The 16,669-nt window shown below is 59.0% G+C and carries 17 protein-coding genes; 10 read left to right on the top strand and 7 right to left on the bottom strand.

Going from position 1 to position 16,669, the window contains the following annotated elements:
• Window positions 1-199 precede the first annotated feature (199 nt).
• Together OHJ17_RS13400 and OHJ17_RS13405 are read right to left on the bottom strand one after the other, a co-directional pair.
• Entirely contained in the window at window positions 200-1,483 is a 1,284-nt protein-coding gene (locus tag OHJ17_RS13400; RefSeq protein ID WP_002903724.1) for an MFS transporter, read from the bottom strand.
• A gap of 113 nt (window positions 1,484-1,596) precedes the next feature.
• Entirely contained in the window at window positions 1,597-1,959 is a 363-nt protein-coding gene (locus tag OHJ17_RS13405; RefSeq protein ID WP_004219442.1) for a YnfA family protein, read from the bottom strand.
• A 108-nt stretch (window positions 1,960-2,067) separates the two neighbouring features.
• On the opposite strand from OHJ17_RS13405, the gene OHJ17_RS13410 reads away from it, so the two are divergent.
• Entirely contained in the window at window positions 2,068-2,409 is a 342-nt protein-coding gene (locus tag OHJ17_RS13410) for a DUF1283 family protein (protein WP_002903720.1), read from the top strand.
• Window positions 2,410-2,487: 78 nt separating this feature from the next.
• Window positions 2,488-3,048, top strand: coding sequence for a spermidine N1-acetyltransferase (gene speG, locus OHJ17_RS13415; RefSeq protein ID WP_002903719.1), 561 nt, complete (start codon window positions 2,488-2,490; stop codon window positions 3,046-3,048).
• Here speG and OHJ17_RS13420 read toward each other — a convergent pair.
• Window positions 3,042-3,752 carry a YnfC family lipoprotein gene (locus OHJ17_RS13420; protein WP_004183934.1) on the bottom strand — a complete coding sequence of 237 codons (711 nt, stop codon included), beginning with the start codon at window positions 3,750-3,752 and terminating at the stop codon, window positions 3,042-3,044. The two genes, speG and OHJ17_RS13420, sit on opposite strands and share 7 nt — an antisense overlap.
• Window positions 3,753-3,853: 101 nt before the next feature.
• Here OHJ17_RS13420 and OHJ17_RS13425 point away from each other — a divergent pair, with 101 nt between their 5' ends.
• The 6 genes from OHJ17_RS13425 (at window position 3,854) to clcB (ending at window position 10,275) form a co-directional block, all read left to right on the top strand.
• The gene (locus OHJ17_RS13425; RefSeq protein WP_002903714.1) at window positions 3,854-4,123 is read left to right on the top strand and encodes a DUF1161 domain-containing protein; all 270 of its coding nucleotides are present in this window, start codon (window positions 3,854-3,856) and stop codon (window positions 4,121-4,123) included.
• A gap of 150 nt (window positions 4,124-4,273) precedes the next feature.
• The gene (ynfE, locus tag OHJ17_RS13430; RefSeq protein WP_267302321.1) at window positions 4,274-6,709 is read left to right on the top strand and encodes a selenate/tellurate reductase subunit YnfE; all 2,436 of its coding nucleotides are present in this window, start codon (window positions 4,274-4,276) and stop codon (window positions 6,707-6,709) included.
• Between the two features lie 10 nt (window positions 6,710-6,719).
• On the top strand, window positions 6,720-7,337 hold the full coding sequence (locus tag OHJ17_RS13435; protein ID WP_032433063.1) for a DMSO/selenate family reductase complex B subunit: 618 nt from the start codon (window positions 6,720-6,722) through the stop codon (window positions 7,335-7,337).
• A 1-nt stretch (window position 7,338) separates the two neighbouring features.
• Entirely contained in the window at window positions 7,339-8,196 is an 858-nt protein-coding gene (locus OHJ17_RS13440; RefSeq protein WP_002903710.1) for a DmsC/YnfH family molybdoenzyme membrane anchor subunit, read from the top strand.
• Window positions 8,197-8,237: 41 nt separating this feature from the next.
• Window positions 8,238-8,846, top strand: a complete 609-nt coding sequence (dmsD, locus tag OHJ17_RS13445; RefSeq protein ID WP_004209765.1) for a Tat proofreading chaperone DmsD — start codon at window positions 8,238-8,240, stop codon at window positions 8,844-8,846.
• Window positions 8,847-8,979: 133 nt separating this feature from the next.
• On the top strand, window positions 8,980-10,275 hold the full coding sequence (gene clcB, locus OHJ17_RS13450; RefSeq protein WP_015874769.1) for a voltage-gated ClC-type chloride channel ClcB: 1,296 nt from the start codon (window positions 8,980-8,982) through the stop codon (window positions 10,273-10,275).
• Here clcB and bioD read toward each other — a convergent pair.
• The 3 genes from bioD to OHJ17_RS13465 all read right to left on the bottom strand — a co-directional run bounded on the left by bioD (window position 10,228) and on the right by OHJ17_RS13465 (window position 13,297).
• Window positions 10,228-10,923: a dethiobiotin synthase gene (gene bioD / locus OHJ17_RS13455; protein WP_002903703.1), complete on the bottom strand. Its 696-nt coding sequence runs from the start codon at window positions 10,921-10,923 to the stop codon at window positions 10,228-10,230. The two genes, clcB and bioD, sit on opposite strands and share 48 nt — an antisense overlap.
• 127 nt (window positions 10,924-11,050) lie before the next feature.
• Complete coding sequence (gene mlc, locus OHJ17_RS13460) at window positions 11,051-12,271, bottom strand: sugar metabolism global transcriptional regulator Mlc (protein ID WP_114505186.1); 1,221 nt, start codon at window positions 12,269-12,271, stop codon at window positions 11,051-11,053.
• A gap of 123 nt (window positions 12,272-12,394) precedes the next feature.
• Window positions 12,395-13,297, bottom strand: coding sequence for a LysR family transcriptional regulator (locus OHJ17_RS13465; protein ID WP_002903700.1), 903 nt, complete (start codon window positions 13,295-13,297; stop codon window positions 12,395-12,397).
• Window positions 13,298-13,427: 130 nt separating this feature from the next.
• On the opposite strand from OHJ17_RS13465, the gene OHJ17_RS13470 reads away from it, so the two are divergent.
• The gene (locus tag OHJ17_RS13470; RefSeq protein ID WP_004176293.1) at window positions 13,428-14,678 is read left to right on the top strand and encodes an MFS transporter; all 1,251 of its coding nucleotides are present in this window, start codon (window positions 13,428-13,430) and stop codon (window positions 14,676-14,678) included.
• Between the two features lie 30 nt (window positions 14,679-14,708).
• On the opposite strand, the gene OHJ17_RS13475 is transcribed toward OHJ17_RS13470, so the two are convergent.
• Window positions 14,709-14,801: a KPN_01571 family protein gene (locus OHJ17_RS13475; protein WP_004206050.1), complete on the bottom strand. Its 93-nt coding sequence runs from the start codon at window positions 14,799-14,801 to the stop codon at window positions 14,709-14,711.
• 216 nt (window positions 14,802-15,017) lie between these two features.
• Here OHJ17_RS13475 and OHJ17_RS13480 point away from each other — a divergent pair, with 216 nt between their 5' ends.
• Window positions 15,018-16,505: a carboxypeptidase M32 gene (locus OHJ17_RS13480; protein ID WP_039110630.1), complete on the top strand. Its 1,488-nt coding sequence runs from the start codon at window positions 15,018-15,020 to the stop codon at window positions 16,503-16,505.
• The last annotated feature ends 164 nt before the right edge of the window (window positions 16,506-16,669 follow it).

Below are 16,669 nucleotides of genomic sequence, written 5' to 3' on the forward strand. Positions count from 1 at the left end.
TTGTGCCTCAACCATCTCACGCAATTGGTATAACATCTTTGATTTCTGTCAACTACCATACAAGAAGATCTCGCCTGATAAAGCACAGGGCACATGGCTGCAATCGCCGCAGTGACAGGATAGCGCAGGTAACGGGAGGAGAAGAACATGGCGGCCGCGCGTCCCTGCGGGCCTGCTGTTGACGAATCGCCGAGCGTTGCTAATCGATGCGAGTTTTGACGATAAAGAAGTAGCACAGCGCCCCGGCAAAGGTCACCCCGGCGGCGATCACCAGCGCCAGATTGAAAGAGTGAGTCGTATCCACTACCCAGCCGGTCACGATCGGCGCGAAAGAGGCAAACACAAAGCTGCCGAAGTTCTGGATCGCCGCCACCGAAGCCACTTTATGCTCCGCCACCATTACCTGCACCAGCCCCCAGGCGGACGTCCCGGCAAAATGAACGCAAAACAGCGCCATGGAGATAAAAGCCACCGCCTGGGCTGGCGTGGACGATTGCACCACCAGCAAGGTGCCCAGCGCCGACAGCACCAGACCGATAACAATCGCCGTTTTGCGGGTTTTCGCCTGATCGTAGCCTCTGCGCGCCAGGGCATCGACCACCAGGCCGTTGACCCACATCCCCACCGCCGCGGCAAGAAACGGGATCGCCGCCACCCAGCCGGTACGGGCCAGGCTTAACCCCTGCTGCGCCTGCAAATAGCCGGGTAACCAGGCGATATACAGCCAGCCGGTGTAGTTCACACCGGAAAAGCCGAGGATCATCCCCCAGGTAGTCCGCCGTTTAAACAGAGCCAGCCATTCGCTAAACTTCAGCGCCGGGCGGGCCGCCTCCTCACTGGCCAGATACTGCTGCTCCTCCTCCTGCAGGGTAAACTGCCGACGGTTACGGTAGCCCACATACCAGCACAGGCCGACCACGATCCCGGCTAAACCAATCACCACAAACATCGTTCGCCAACCCCAGGCCAACTGCATGATGACCAGGGCCGGCGGGGCGATAGCCTGGCCCAGCACCGTCGAGGAGTTGAATATTCCCACCGCCGTGCCGCGCTCTCTTTGCGCATACCAGTCGTTGATCGATTTCACGCCGGCTGGCATAAACGGCGCTTCGCCGATCCCGAGGCCAATGCGCAGCAGAATAAAATGCGAGAACGAATTGACCATCCCGGTCAGGGCCTGCATTGCGGACCAGAAAATCAGCCCGGCGCCCAGCACAATCCGTGGCCCCAGGCGATCCAACAAAATACCGGAGGGCAGTTGCGCGAAGCCGTAGGAGAGCGAAAAGGCGGAGAGCAGCACCCCGAACTCGGTGGCGCTAAGGCCCAGGTCGGCGCGTATCGCCTCCCCGGCGACGCTCAGCGAAGAGCGGTCAAGAAAGTTGACGATACCGGCGATAAACAGCAGCGTCAGGGTGATCTTCTGCACCCGACGGATGCGTAACGGCGTCGCCCCGGTCCGGGCGGCAAGAGTCTCGATAGCCATCGTTGTTCCTTACAGAGTCATATGAAATAGGATGTCTGATAAGTAAGGCAACAGGTCGACTACCATACAAGAATTAGGGTTGAAAAAAGCGGCAGGGATCACACATGACGGGCTTAGGCCCGTCCCCACCCCGCCACGATGATTAGCATGCCGCACAGGGCGATGGCCGCGCCCGCCCAGTCATAATGGGTTAATTTTACCCCATCAACGACCCGCAGCCAGAGCAATGCGGTACAAACGTACACCCCACCGTAGGCGGCATATACCCGCCCGCTGGCGGCCGGATGGAGCGTCAGGAGCCAGACGAATAGCGCCAGCGCCAGGGCGGTGGGGATCAGCAGCAGCGGCGTTGCCCCGCGCTTGAGCCATAGCCACGGTAGATAACAGCCGACGATTTCACACAGAGCGGTAGCAAAGAACAGCAGCGTTGTTTTGAGCATTAAAAGATTCGTAAAAGAGACAAAGCGTTGAACCATTCTACGCGATAATGGCCTCTGCCCCACGCTGTTTTGCCGGCTATGCCCGACAAAAGAGCTGTAGTAAACTGAACCTGAGGGTTAACCCATCACTTAAAGGAAATCGTGATGAACATGACACTGAATAAACGCTGGTGCCTGACCGCCATTCTGGCGTTAAGCGCTGTGGTCTACACCTCCAGCTCCTATGCCGCCACCGACCGGCTGGTGATTGAATCTGGCGACAGCGCGCAGAGCCGTCAGCAGGCGTCGATGGAAAAAGAGCAATGGAACGACACCCGCAGCCTGCGCCAGAAGGTGAACAAACGGGCGGAAAAAGAGTGGGATAAAGCCGATGTCGCTTTCGACGCGCAGGATAACTGCCAGAAGAGCGCCAACGTCAATGCCTACTGGGAGCCAAACACTCTGCGCTGTCTTGACCGTCGCACCGGCCGCGCGATCAATCCCTGAGCCGCTCCCTGACCACGCTGGCGCCTGCGGGCGCCGCCTTTCTGTAATCCCTTTTCCGTTTTGACCACAGGAATCTCCATGACCGACGCGCTACACGTCAAACTCCGCCCGCTTGAGCGCGAAGATTTGCGCTTCGTCCACCAGCTCGATAACAACGCCAGCGTCATGCGCTACTGGTTTGAAGAGCCGTACGAGGCCTTCGTTGAGCTCTCCGATCTGTACGACAAACATATTCACGATCAAAGCGAGCGCCGCTTTGTCATCGAATGCAATGGCGATAAAGCCGGACTGGTGGAGCTGGTTGAAATCAACCATGTGCACCGCCGGGCCGAGTTTCAGATCATCATCTCCCCCGACTTCCAGGGAAAAGGTCTCGCCACCCGCGCCGCACGCCTGGCGATGGACTATGGCTTTACCGTGCTAAATCTGTATAAGCTGTATTTAATCGTTGATAAAGAGAATGAAAAAGCGATCCATATTTACCGCAAGCTCGGCTTTATGGTCGAGGGTGAACTGATCCATGAGTTTTTCATTAACGGCGAGTACCGCAACACCATCCGCATGTGCCTGTTCCAGCACCAGTATCTGGCCGAGCACAAAACGCCCGGGCCGTCCCTGCTGAAGCCGACGGCTCAGTAATAATCAATACGGTTTTTAATGGTGTAGTGGCGGGTCAGCGGCGGCTGGACGCTTTCATCGATCACCTGCAGCTCACAGCTCAGCGGATTGTCGTGATCGTCGTAGTCGCAGGTCTGACGCACCGTGCCCAGCGTGCGATCGTTGAAGGTGCTGATGGCGGTATAGTCCAATTTCTTACGCGGATCCTTTGACGGCGTTGAGGCGACGGTAAATCGCTCCTCTTTGGCGGTGGTGGTTTTTCCCAGCGGATAGCCATCGCTGTCATAGCGGTAGGTGGCGGTGGTCTCTTTGCCGCGTGCGCTGATAATAAAACCGTTATCATCCGTCTCCCAACTCACCCCGGCGGCAGGCATCTCCGCCAACTGACACTTGCCCTGCAGGCGCAGCCGCTTCTCGTGGGTGCGCCCGTCGACGTAATAGTTGGCGTCCAGCAGCAGCGTGGCGCCGGTTTTGTTCTCCACATCTTCCAGGGTCAGCAGATCGAAACACCCTTCCCTGGAGAGCTGAGCGCTCACCTTCTTGACCACCACATCGTGTTCATCCAGCAGCGTCTGGCTAAAATCTTTCACCGGCCCGCGCAGGGGATCAAACTCAAACTCATTGGAAAAACTCGCCATCTCCGGGGTGAAGGCGTCCGGGGCGCTTTTACGGTCGCATGCCGTCAGCAGCAGCGCTGCCGGGATCAGCCAATACAATCTTTTCACAGACGATTCCTTTTGTGTACATCCGATCATATTAGCAAATACAATTGTTTACACCAGTTCTGCTATGCTTAAATCTGGATAACATCGATAAGGAGCGTAAGATGAAACTATCCCTCTGCACCGGCGCTGCGCTACTGCTGTGCTCCACGGCCGTACTGGCGGCTCCCGACTCCTGTGAACGGGTCAAAAGCGACATCCAGCAGAAGATCATCAACAATGGCGTACCGGAAACCGCCTTCAGCCTGGCCATTGTGCCAAACGATCAGGCAGACCAGCCCGGGGTTCAGGTGGTCGGTCATTGCGCCAACGACACCTTCAAAATCACCTATACGCGTAACAGCGACAGTCCCGCCGAAAACGACGCTCAGTAAGCCCTCTTCGGTTTCAAATGAAAGATCTTATCCCTGCATTGACCAGGGATAAGGTCTACTGGCTACCCATAACGTATTATCGCTCACCCCTGCGTCTGTTAATGGCACAGCGGCCCTTCTCCGTACAACATAACGATCATGGAGTGAGCAATGTCGAATCAGGAATCTCCCGGCGGCGTCAGCCGACGCGCGCTACTCAAATCCACAGCCCTCGGTTCCCTCGCGCTGGCCGCCGGCGGGCTGACCCTGCCCTTTACGCTGCGCCGCGCCGCGGCGGCGGTACAACAGGCTACCGGCGACAACACCCGCATTGTCTGGGGCGCCTGCTCGGTTAACTGCGGCAGCCGCTGCGCCCTGCGGCTGCACGTGCGTAATGATGAAGTGGTTTACGTCGAAACGGATAATACCGGCGACGACCGCTACGGCGACCATCAGGTCCGCGCCTGCCTGCGCGGGCGTTCGATTCGCCGGCGCATTAATCATCCGGATCGCCTTAACTATCCCATGAAGCGCGTCGGCAAGCGCGGAGAAGGCAAATTTGTCCGCATCAGCTGGCAGGAGGCGCTGGATACCCTCGCCGACCGCCTGAAGAGCGTGGTAGCACAGTATGGCAACGAAGCCGTATACATTAACTACTCTTCAGGGATCGTCGGCGGCAACATCACCCGTTCGTCGCCTTCCGCGTCGCCAGTGGCGCGTTTAATGAACTGCTACGGCGGCTCGCTTAACCAGTACGGTACCTACAGTACTGCGCAGATTGCCTGCGCCATGCCCTACACCTACGGCAGTAACGACGGCAACAGCACCTCGGATATTGAAAACAGCAAGCTGGTAGTGATGTTGGGCAACAATCCGGCGGAGACCCGGATGAGCGGCGGCGGCATTACCTGGTATCTGGAGCAGGCCCGCGAGCGCTCTAACGCGCGAATGATCGTCATCGATCCGCGCTACACCGATACCGCCGCCGGTCGGGAAGATGAGTGGATCCCCATTCGCCCCGGCACCGACGCCGCGCTGGTGGCCGGTATCGCCTGGGTGTTGATTAACGAAGATCTGGTGGACCAGCCTTTCCTTGATAAATACTGCGTTGGCTACGACGAGAAAACGCTCCCGGCCGGGGCGCCGGCGAATGGTCATTACAAAGCCTATATCCTCGGCGAGGGCGACGACGGGATCGCTAAAACGCCGCAGTGGGCCTCGCGTATTACCGGTATCCCCACCGAGCGCATCATTAAGCTGGCGCGCGAAATCGGCATGAGCAAGCCGGCCTACATTTGCCAGGGCTGGGGGCCCCAGCGCCAGGCCAACGGCGAACTCACCGCCCGGGCGATCGCCATGCTGCCGATCTTAACCGGCAACGTCGGCATCAACGGCGGCAATAGCGGCGCCCGCGAATCAACCTACACCATCACCATTGAGCGCCTGCCGGTGCTGGAAAACCCGGTGAAGACCGCCATCTCCTGCTTTACCTGGACCGACGCCATCGCGCGCGGTCCAGAGATGACCGCCAGCCGCGATGGCGTACGCGGAAAAGAGAAGCTGGATGTGCCGATCAAGTTCCTGTGGAACTACGCGGGCAACACCATCATCAACCAGCACTCCGACATCAATAAGACCCACGAAATTCTGCAGGATGAAAGCAAGTGCGAAACCATTGTGGTTATCGACAACTTTATGACCTCGTCGGCGAAATACGCCGACCTGCTGCTGCCCGACCTGATGACCGTTGAGCAGGAGGATATCATTCCTAACGATTACGCCGGCAATATGGGCTATCTGATTTTTATTCAGCCCGCCACCTCAGCGAAGTTCGAACGCAAACCGATTTACTGGATCCTAAGCGAAGTGGCGAAACGACTCGGCGACGACGTGCATCAACGTTTTACCGAGGGACGTACCCAGGAACAGTGGCTGCAGTATCTGTACGCCAAAATGGTGGCGAAAGATCCGGCGCTGCCGGCCTACGAGGATCTGAAGCGAATGGGCATCTACAAGCGCAAAGACCCGAACGGCCACTTCGTCGCCTATCGCGACTTCCGGCGCGATCCTGAAGCGCATCCGCTCAAAACCCCGTCCGGCAAAATTGAAATCTACTCCAGCCGACTCGCAGAGATTGCCGCCCGCTGGCAGCTGGAGAAAGACGAAGTTATCAGCCCGCTGCCGGTCTACGCCTCCACATTTGAAGGCTGGGACGATCCGCTGCGCAGCCAGTATCCGCTGCAGCTGTTTGGTTTCCACTATAAAGCGCGCCCCCATTCCAGCTACGGCAACGTTGATGTATTACAAGCGGCCTGTCGCCAGGAAGTATGGATCAATCCGCTTGACGCGGAAAAACGCGGGATTAAAAACGGCGATATGGTGCGCGTTTTTAATCAGCGCGGCGAAGTCCGTCTTCCGGCGAAAGTGACGCCACGCATCATGCCGGGGGTCTCGGCGATGGGCCAGGGCGCCTGGCACGACGCCAATATGACCGGAGATCGGATCGACCATGGCGCCTGCATGAATACCCTGACCACCCACCGCCCGTCGCCGCTGGCGAAGGGGAATCCACAGCATACCAACCTGGTCGATATCGAGAAGGTTTAAGGAGTAAACCATGAGCACGCAATATGGATTCTTTATCGACTCCGCTCGCTGTACCGGATGCAAAACCTGCGAGCTGGCCTGTAAGGACTACAAGAACCTGACTCCGGAGGTCAGCTTCCGCCGGATCTATGAGTATGCCGGCGGCGACTGGCAGGAGGACAACGGCGTCTGGCAGCAGAACGTGTTTGCCTATTACCTCTCCATCGCCTGTAACCACTGTGAAGATCCGGCCTGCACCAAGGTCTGTCCGAGCGGCGCGATGCATAAGCGCGAAGACGGTTTTGTGGTTGTCAACGAAGAGGTATGCATTGGCTGCCGCTACTGCCATATGGCCTGCCCGTACGGCGCCCCGCAGTATAACGCCGACAAAGGCCATATGACCAAATGCGATGGCTGTCACGAGCGCGTCGCCGAGGGGAAAAAGCCGATCTGCGTCGAGTCCTGCCCGCTGCGGGCGTTGGATTTCGGGCCAATTGCCGAACTGCGCGCTAAGCATAGCCAGCTGGCCGCGGTAGCGCCGCTGCCGTCGGCGCACTTTACCCGGCCGAGTATCGTTATCAAACCTAACGCCAATGCCCGGCCGTGTGGCGATACCACCGGTTACCTGGCGAACCCGAAGGAGGTGTGAGATGGGAAACGGATGGCATGAATGGCCGCTGGTGCTGTTTACGGTGCTGGGTCAGTGCGTGGTCGGCGCGACCATCGTCAGCGGTCTTGGCTGGCTGGCGCTGGGGGACCAACGGGAAGCCCGGCGGCGGCTGGTGCGCAATATGTTTTTTATCTGGCTGTTGATGGGCATTGGTTTTCTTGCTTCGGTGATGCATCTCGGTTCACCGCTGCGCGCGTTTAACTCGCTGAACCGCATCGGCGCCTCGGCGCTGAGCAACGAAATCGCCAGCGGCGCTCTGTTCTTCGCCGTGGGCGGATTCTGGTGGCTGCTGGCGGTGCTGGAAAAAATGCCGGCGACGCTGGGTAAAGTCTGGCTGGCGATCGCCATGCTGTTAGGGCTGCTGTTTGTCCTCGCAATGACCCGGGTTTACCAAATCAATACCGTGCCAACATGGTACAATGGCTACACCACCAGCGCGTTCTTTCTGACGGTGCTCCTCAGCGGGCCGCTGTTTGCCGCCCTGCTGCTGCGGCTGGCGAAAGTCGACTTTAACGGCTGGTTTTTTGCCGGACTGAGCGTGGCCGCGCTGGTCATCAGCGCCGCAGTTATCATTATGCAAAGCGCCGGGCTCAGTACCCTTCACAGCTCGGTTCAGCAGGCGGCCACCCTGCTGCCAGATTACGGCAAACTCCAGGCGCTACGCCTGGTACTGCTGGCGCTGGGCCTCGGCTGCTGGCTATGTCCGCTGATCCGCCGCCAGCCGCCGCGCGCTACGGGGCTGCTGATCGGCCTGCTGCTGGTCTTGATCGCCGAATGTATTGGCCGCGGCCTGTTTTATGGTCTGCATATGACCGTCGGTATGGCGGTTGCCGGTTAATGAGACGGCGCGCAGGCGCGCGCCGCAGAAAGGAATAAGTGATGATGCCGATCCCAAATCGCGACGCCGTCGCGTTAAGCGCCCGCACCCTGGGCGCGCTGTTCTCTTATGCGCCGAATAGCGCGGAAATTGCGCCGCTGGTCGCCGCCTTCCAGGACGGGAGCTGGCAGCAGCAGTGGCCCTTCCCGGTCGCAGCCCCGCTGGCGTCAGGGTTTGCCGCATCGGCTGAAGAAACGTTGCCGGAAGCCTGGCAGCGCCTGTTTATCGGGCCATGGGCCCTGCCGGCGCCGCCCTGGGGCTCTGTCTGGCTGGATAAAGAGTCTGTGCTGTTTGGCGATTCCACGCTGGCTCTGCGCCAGTGGATGCGCGAGAACGGTATCGCGCTGGAGGCCGATGGCAACGAACCGGAAGATCATTTCGGCACCGTGCTACTCCTGGCGGCATGGTTGTGCGAAACGGAGCAGGATGCGTTGTTCGCTCAGCTGCTGGCCTGGCACCTGCTGCCGTGGTCCGGGCGTTTCCTGAGCGTCTTTGTCGACCATGCCGCCCACCCCTTCTATCAGGCGCTGGGTCAGCTGGCGCAGGCGACTCTGGCGCAGTGGCAGGAGAATCTGCCGATCGCCGTGGCGCAAAAACCGCTCTATCGTTAACCCTTCGCCGCGCCGGTATCCGGCGCGGTTTTATTTTGCCGCTTCCCAGCCTTTCACCCGCACTTATCGCTTTTGCATCTAAGGTTATTCCCTATCACAATAAGCCAATGTTTTCTGAACCTCGCCGTGACTAATGCATCGTCTTCATCCCTATCCTGATGTGCAGGTGATGTTTCGCCGCCTGCTGATCGCCACCCTGATTGGCCTTCTCGCCGCCCTGGCGGTGGCGCTGTTTCGCCACGCTATGGTGGTGCTGGAAACGCTGTTGCTCAGTAATGACAGCGGGAGCCTGGTCAACGCCGCACAGTCGCTGCCGGCGTGGCGTCGGCTGGTTACCCCCGCGCTGGGCGGCCTGACGGCGGGAACCTTACTCTGGCTCTGGCAACGACGCAGCGTCGCGCGTCCGCATGCCGCCACCGATTATATGGAAGCCCTGGAGACCGGCGACGGCTGTTTCGATACGCCGGCAAGCCTGGTGAAATCACTGGCGTCATTGCTGGTCGTGGTGACCGGCAGCGCGATTGGCCGGGAAGGCGCCATGATCCTGCTGGCCGCGCTGGCGGCCTCGCTGTTTGCCCGTCGCTTCACGCCGCAGAGTGAATGGAAGCTATGGGTCGCCTGCGGCGCGGCTGCCGGGATGGCCAGCGCCTATCATGCCCCGCTGGCCGGCAGCCTGTTTATTGCTGAAATTCTCTTTGGTACGCTGATGCTGGCCTCGCTTGGGCCGGTGGTGATCTCGGCGGTGATCGCCCTGCTGTTGACGCAGTTTCTTAATGGCGGCGCCGCGCCGCTGTATCACGTCGTGTTACAGCAAAACCTCAGCGCCCTGCACTATGGCTTAATGCTGGCGACTGGCCTGCTGGCCGGGCTGTGCGGGCCGCTGTTTATCTGGCTGATGGACTACAGCCACCGCGGGTTCGTTAAACTAAAGCTGGCGCCGCCGTGGCAGCTGGCGCTGGGCGGGCTAATTGTCGGCGGCTTATCGCTCATCACCCCGGCAGTATGGGGCAACGGCTACAGCGTAGTGCAAAGCTATTTGCTGCTGCCGCCGTCCGGTGCGCTGCTGGTGGGCATATTTATCTGCAAACTGCTGGCGGTGCTGGCCAGCAGCGGCTCCGGCGCGCCTGGCGGGGTCTTCACCCCGACGCTGTTTGTCGGCCTGGCGATGGGCATGCTGTTTGCCTGCTTCAGCAGGCTGTGGCTACCGGGAAGTGAAGAAATGGCCATCATGATGGGTCTGACCGGCATGGCGGCGTTTCTGGCCGCCACGACCCATGCGCCGATCATGTCAACCCTGATGATTTGCGAGATGACCGGGCAGTATACGCTGCTGCCCGGTCTGCTGATAACCTGCGTCGTGTCGTCTGTGCTGTCGCGGACGTTACGCCGGGATTCGATCTATCGCCATCACGTTGCCGAGCATGTCTAAGTCGACGTAGCGGCTCAGCTCACGCTGTTCGGCGCGCGGTAGATAAGGCAGCTCGCCGATCAGCGGCGCCGGCAGCTTTTTGCTGAGGACATCGATGATTTCGGCGTAGTGCGCCAGACCGGGGTTGATCCGATTGGCCACCCAGCCAATCAGCGGTAAACCGTCATTGGCGATCGCCTGGGCTGTCAGTAGCGCATGGTTGATGCACCCCTCCTGGATCCCCACCACCATCAGCACTGGGAGCTGCTCCTGAACCACCCACTCGGAGAGCGGCCGCAGGTCGTTCATCAGGCTGCGCCAGCCGCCGGTGCCTTCAACCACCACGTGTTCGACCTGCGCGGCCAGACGCTGCAAACCATCGGACAGCAGACCGTAGTTGATCGGGCAGCTATGCGCCACGCTGCTCTCGTCTTCGCTTAAGGCGATGGGGTTGACAGCCTCATAGGGTAAGGCCAGCGTGGAGACGCTCTGCAACACCAGCGCATCTTTGTTACGTAAACCGTCCGGCGTCTCTTTGCTGCCCTTCGCCACAGGCTTATACCCGGCCACGCTTTTGCCTCTGGCAGCAAGTGCCTGCAACAGCGCACGGGAAACCACTGTCTTCCCGACAGAGGTGTCTGTACCTGTAATAAAGAAACGCTTAAACATCACTAACCCCACAGTTTTGTCGATGAAATATACGGGAGAGAAATAATCAACGGTGGGCAAAGTCTACGTGAAGCCGTCTGAGGTCAGCTTGAGATAGCGCAATTTTTGGTGTGACTATGAAAAAATGTTAACCCTGTAACAGTCGTATGAGTAAGGATCCGTTATAGAGCGCATCTTTAACCAGCGCCGCGCCAGCCATCGTTCCGCGGTTGGAGAACTGAGTACTTTCAACGGTAATATGCCGGCTATAGGCTGGGAGAGATTGTTGCCGAATACAGCTGGAAATTGCCGGAAAAAGAATTTCTGCCGCCAAATTGAACGGCGAGCCAATCAGAATTTTCTGCGGATTAAACAGATTGACCATGATCGCCAGAATCCGCCCAACGTGATTACCCACGTCGCTGATGATGTCCCGGGCTAACAAATCGCCCTGCAGCGCCGCCTGACAAAGCCACTCCACGCTCAGCGGACGCTGGTGCAGCAGCGAGCTCATCGACTGCGCCATGCGCATCTGCGCCAGCTCCAGCACGCTTTCTACGCTGGCAATTGTCTCCAGGCAACCATGGTTGCCGCAGTAACAGCGTTTGCCGTAGGGATCGACCTGGGTATGGCCAATCTCCACCAGGCTGCTGCTGCCGGCGTGCAGCAGGCGCCCATCGGTGATCACCCCGGCGCCGACGTTATGATCGATGACCACCTGAATGACGTCCCGGGCGCCGCGCGAGGCGCCAAACAAAGATTCCGCCATGGTCCAGGCGCTGATGTCATGCTGAATATAGACTGGCACCCCGGTATGATTGGCCAGCGCTTCGCCGAGCGGGACATCTTTAACATCCTCATAAAACGGCATGCGATGAATAATGCCATTTTCGGTATCGATAATACCGGGCATCGTCATGGCGATGGAGGTAAGGCGTTCCAGCTTCTTTTGATGGCGAATAAAGAAGCGATCAATATGGTCGATAACGCGCGTCAGAAACGGCGTGCTGTCGGTGAGCGCCAGCTCCAGCTGATCCTCCACCACCAGCTGACTGCTTAAATCACGCAGCGAAAGATGGATCTCACCGCGGCTGATGCGCACCGCCAGATAGTGCCATGCCTCGGTCTCCACCATCAGCCCCACCGCCGGGCGGCCGCGGCTGCCGGGCTCCTGGATCTCGGTCTCCTGAACCAGATGCGCTTCCAGCATTTCGCGGACGATTTTGGTGATGCTGGCCGGCGCCAGTTGCGCAAATCGGGAAAGGTCGATACGCGATACCGGGCCGAGCTGATCAATCAGGCGATACACGGCGCCCGCATTGGTCTGCTTTATTTGATCGATATGGCCTGGTTGACTATCCGCTACCACCATTGACTCCCTTATTTTCGCGCTTCGAAATAAACTTTCGGCTATGGTGAAGCACTTCGATGGTGAACGTCAAATTTTTACTTAGCCTTGTGATTTACCGCACATTTCCAACCCCTTTTCGCCTCAATTATGCTCGCTTTTCCAGGAGAGCAGCGCCTCACGAAAGCGTTTTGCCAGTGCCCCTTGCTCATGGTGTTTAGACCACACCAGCCACATCTCCGATACCGCATCCTGTTCGTCGATCGGCAGCCAGCGCATTTCACTGAGCTGGACGCGCTGAAAGGAGGCCGGGAGGATCGATACCCCCAGGCCGGCGGCCACCAGACCAATAATCGTCATTGCCTCCCCCACCTCCTGGGCAATCTTCGGCGTGTGGCCGTAGCGGCGCAGCAAGCCGAGGATGTCGTCATACAGGCCAGTGCCGACGTGCGGGTCGAAAAAGACGAAGGGCTCGCGCGCCAGCGCCGCCAGGCTGACCGAGGGCTGGCGGGCCAGCGGGTGATTCGCCGGGACCATCGCCAACAGCGGCTCGCGCAGAACCCGCTCCCACGCCAGGGTGTCCGGCAGTTGAGTATTGCGCAGCAGCCCCAAATCCAGAGCCCCCTCGCTCAGGGGCACTATCTGTTCGCGGGTGTTAGTCTCGCGGGTGAGAATATGCACATCCGGAAGGCGTTGGCGAAACATCGATAGCGTATCGGAGACGGCCTTAATAAAAGGGGCCGAGGAGGTAAAGCCGATGCGCAGCTCACCCGTTTCGCCATGGTGTAGACGGGCGGCGCGAGCAGCCGCCTCATCCACCTGGGCGAGGATTTGTCGGCTATCGGCGAGAAACTGCTTTCCGGCCGCCGTCAGGCTGACGCTGCGGTTGGTACGGGCAAACAGGCGAGCGCCGGTCTGCTGCTCAAGGATCTGAATCTGCTGACTTAGCGGTGGTTGAGAGATGTTCAGTCGCGCCGCGGCGCGGCCAAAATGTAGCTCCTCGGCGACGGCGACAAAGTAGCGCAAATGACGCAACTCGATATTCATATTTAAAACGTCTTATTTGAGATTATTAATATATTAGACAGAATATTTACATTTTCATACCCTAAAAATGTGAGCTGAATGGTCACAACACTCTGTTGGTAAGCAGCAACTTCTACGCAAGGAATTCTCTGTGAGTCGTACAACAACCGTTGACACCGTGCCGGCGGGCGAGGTCAGCGTCGCTGGTGCATCCCGCCCGGATCCGTTTATTAAACGTGGCACCCCGCAGTTTATGCGCGTCACTCTCGCGCTGTTCTCCGCCGGTCTGGCCACCTTTGCCCTGCTCTACTGTGTGCAGCCGATCCTGCCGGTGCTGTCGAACGAGTTTGGCGTGTCGCCGGCCAGCAGCAGTATTTCGCTTTCAATTTCCACGGCGATGTTGGCGGTGGGCCTGCTGTTTACCGGCCCGCTGTCGGACGCTATAGGCCGCAAGCCGGTGATGGTCACCGCCCTGCTGCTGGCCGCCTGCTGTTCACTGTTGTCGACTATGATGACCAGCTGGCACGGCATCCTGATTATGCGCGCTCTCATCGGCCTGTCGCTGAGCGGCGTAGCGGCGGTCGGCATGACCTATCTGAGCGAGGAGATCCACCCCAGTTTCGTCGCCTTTTCGATGGGACTCTATATCAGCGGCAACTCCATCGGCGGCATGAGCGGCCGCTTGCTGACCGGGGTCTTTACCGATTTCTTCGGCTGGCGCGTGGCGCTGGCGGCGATCAGCGGCTTTGCGCTGGCCGCGGCGATTATGTTCTGGCGTATCCTGCCCGAGTCGCGCCATTTCCGCCCGACCTCGCTGCGACCGAAAACGCTGCTGATTAACTTCCGTCTGCACTGGCGCGACCGTGGCCTGCCGCTGCTGTTCGTCGAAGGTTTTCTGCTGATGGGCGCTTTTGTCACCCTGTTTAACTATATTGGCTACCGGCTGATGATGTCGCCGTGGTCGTTAAGCCAGGCGGTGGTAGGCCTGCTGTCGGTAGCTTATCTCACCGGGACCTGGAGTTCACCGAAGGCAGGGGCCATGACCGTACGCTTTGGCCGCGGGCCGGTGATGCTTGGCTTTACAGCGGTGATGCTCTGCGGCCTGCTGCTGACGCTCTTTTCTTCCCTGTGGCTTATTTTCATCGGCATGCTGCTGTTTTCCGCTGGCTTCTTCGCCGCGCATTCCGTCGCCAGCAGCTGGATTGGCCCACGCGCCCGCCGCGCCCGCGGTCAGGCATCATCGCTGTATTTGTTCAGCTATTATTTGGGTTCAAGTCTTGCCGGGACGTTAGGCGGGGTATTCTGGCATCACTACGGCTGGAACGGCGTCGGTGGGTTTATCGCGCTGCTGCTCCTTGCCGCGCTGTTGACCGGCACCTGCTTACATCAGCGACTGAAATAGTCGCGTGTGACGTGGCCTGTGGGCCACGTTTCACCACATGCCCATTATGGAAGACAAGCCCATCAGCTCTCTGACGGCATCAACGGACAGCAGTGCAATAAACAGCCAGGTGAACGGATTCATAAACCACCCCCGAACCTCCAGACCTGTGTAATCGATCACAGTTTAGTACCGTTATGTTACCGTTTTCTGTCACACCGATCACAGAGGTGAGCTTATTCTCCCGCCATGTGTCTTTCCCTTCCCCTGTGCGCAACGCTCGACCCGCCGGGCGTATCAGGATAGTGTAGAGGCAAAGCGATAATCTCTTTATTCACCTGTCACGGACCGAACGCCACTATGACTGAAAATACGCCTTATCAGCAGCTTACCCGTACCTTTCAGCGCCTGTCGCGCTTTTCGCATCTCGCCGCCATCGCCGGCTGGGATATGTTCGCGATGATGCCTCCGGGCGGGAGCGTCGCCCGCGGCGAAGCGCTGGCCGAGCTCCGCGTGCTGCAGCATCAGATCCTGACCGATAAAAAAGTGGGACAATGGTTACAGGAGGCCCGCCAGCAGGATCTTAATGATGTTGAACAGGCCAACCTGCGGGAAATGCAGCGTCAGTACGATCAGGCGGCGCTGCTGCCGGAGAGCCTGGTGGAAGCAAAATCGCTGGCCGGCAGCCGCTGCGAACATGCCTGGCGCAGCCAGCGTCCCGCCAATGACTGGACGGGCTTTGCCGACAACCTACGCGAGGTGGTCAGACTGAGCCGTCAGGAAGCGCAGATCCGCGCCGATGCCAGGGGCGGCTCACGCTACGACGCGCTGCTGGATATTTTCGAACCGGATATGACCAGCGCGCGGCTGGACAGCCTGTTCGCCGATCTCAAATCGTGGCTACCTTCCCTGCTTAGCCAGGCGGTGGAGAAGCAGGCGAAGCAGACGCTAATCGCCCCGCAGGGGCCTTTCCCCATTGCTGAACAACGGGAGCTGGGCCTGCAGGCGATGCGTATCCTTGGCTTTGACTTCGACGGCGGGCGCCTCGACATCAGCGCCCACCCGTTCTGCGGCGGCGTACCCCAGGATGTGCGCATCACCACCCGCTACAACGAAAACGACCTGCTCAGCGCTCTGTTCGGCGTGATCCACGAAACCGGCCACGCCCGCTACGAGCAGAATCTACCTCGCCCGTGGGTCGACCAGCCCGTAGGACTCGCCCGCTCCACCGCTATCCACGAGTCGCAGAGCCTGTTTTTTGAAATGCAGCTGGGACGCAGCGAGCGTTTTCTTAATCGCCTGTTACCGGCGGTGCGCGAGCGGTTTGGCGATCGGCCGGCCTTTAGCCAGGACAACTTTGTCGCCTGGAATCAGCAGGTGAAACCCGGCTTTATTCGCGTCGATGCCGATGAGGTGAGCTACCCGGCGCATGTCATCCTGCGTTATGAAATTGAACGTGCGCTGATCGACGGCGAGATTGAGGTAGATGATATCCCGTCGCTGTGGGACGAGAAAATGCATCACTGGCTGGGGCTGTCGACCACCGGAAACTATCGGGATGGTTGCATGCAGGATATTCACTGGACCGACGGCGGATTCGGCTATTTCCCTTCCTATACCCTGGGCGCGATGTATGCCGCGCAGTTGATGGCCGCGGCCCGCCGCGCGCTGCCGACATTAGATCGCGATATTGAGGAAGGCGATTTCAGCGCCCTGTTCGACTGGCTGCGGCAGAATATCTGGCAGCATGGCAGCCGCTTCACCACCTCGCAGTTGATTCAGCAGGCCACCGGTGAGGATCTTAATAGCCGCTACTTCCGCGAGCACCTGACCACTCGCTACCTGTAATCATACGCGCCGGGCTACCCGGCGCGTCCTGTCGTTCCCGCCTTGTACATTCGGTTACACGCCGATACCAAACACTCACGGAAAGCTCGAAAAGACAAGCATATAGTGATTTCACCGGCCCCGCAGTGGGGTTGAAATTAAGAAAACTTTTCGAGGATATCAGA

This window comes from Klebsiella sp. KP20-425-1 (assembly GCF_025813515.1).
GTDB classification, from domain to species: Bacteria; Pseudomonadota; Gammaproteobacteria; order Enterobacterales; family Enterobacteriaceae; genus Klebsiella; species Klebsiella pneumoniae.

Excerpts from the sequence above, each read along its gene's own strand:
- OHJ17_RS13400 (WP_002903724.1), bottom strand. The coding sequence starts at position 1,483 with ATGGCTATCGAGACTCTTGCCGCCCGGACCGGGGCGACGCCGTTACGC.
- OHJ17_RS13405 (WP_004219442.1), bottom strand. The coding sequence starts at position 1,959 with ATGGTTCAACGCTTTGTCTCTTTTACGAATCTTTTAATGCTCAAAACA.
- OHJ17_RS13410 (WP_002903720.1), top strand. The coding sequence starts at position 2,068 with ATGAACATGACACTGAATAAACGCTGGTGCCTGACCGCCATTCTGGCG.
- speG (WP_002903719.1), top strand. The coding sequence starts at position 2,488 with ATGACCGACGCGCTACACGTCAAACTCCGCCCGCTTGAGCGCGAAGAT.
- OHJ17_RS13425 (WP_002903714.1), top strand. The coding sequence starts at position 3,854 with ATGAAACTATCCCTCTGCACCGGCGCTGCGCTACTGCTGTGCTCCACG.
- ynfE (WP_267302321.1), top strand. The coding sequence starts at position 4,274 with ATGTCGAATCAGGAATCTCCCGGCGGCGTCAGCCGACGCGCGCTACTC.
- OHJ17_RS13435 (WP_032433063.1), top strand. The coding sequence starts at position 6,720 with ATGAGCACGCAATATGGATTCTTTATCGACTCCGCTCGCTGTACCGGA.
- OHJ17_RS13440 (WP_002903710.1), top strand. The coding sequence starts at position 7,339 with ATGGGAAACGGATGGCATGAATGGCCGCTGGTGCTGTTTACGGTGCTG.
- dmsD (WP_004209765.1), top strand. The coding sequence starts at position 8,238 with ATGATGCCGATCCCAAATCGCGACGCCGTCGCGTTAAGCGCCCGCACC.
- clcB (WP_015874769.1), top strand. The coding sequence starts at position 8,980 with ATGCATCGTCTTCATCCCTATCCTGATGTGCAGGTGATGTTTCGCCGC.
- bioD (WP_002903703.1), bottom strand. The coding sequence starts at position 10,923 with ATGTTTAAGCGTTTCTTTATTACAGGTACAGACACCTCTGTCGGGAAG.
- OHJ17_RS13465 (WP_002903700.1), bottom strand. The coding sequence starts at position 13,297 with ATGAATATCGAGTTGCGTCATTTGCGCTACTTTGTCGCCGTCGCCGAG.
- OHJ17_RS13475 (WP_004206050.1), bottom strand. The coding sequence starts at position 14,801 with ATGAATCCGTTCACCTGGCTGTTTATTGCACTGCTGTCCGTTGATGCC.
- OHJ17_RS13480 (WP_039110630.1), top strand. The coding sequence starts at position 15,018 with ATGACTGAAAATACGCCTTATCAGCAGCTTACCCGTACCTTTCAGCGC.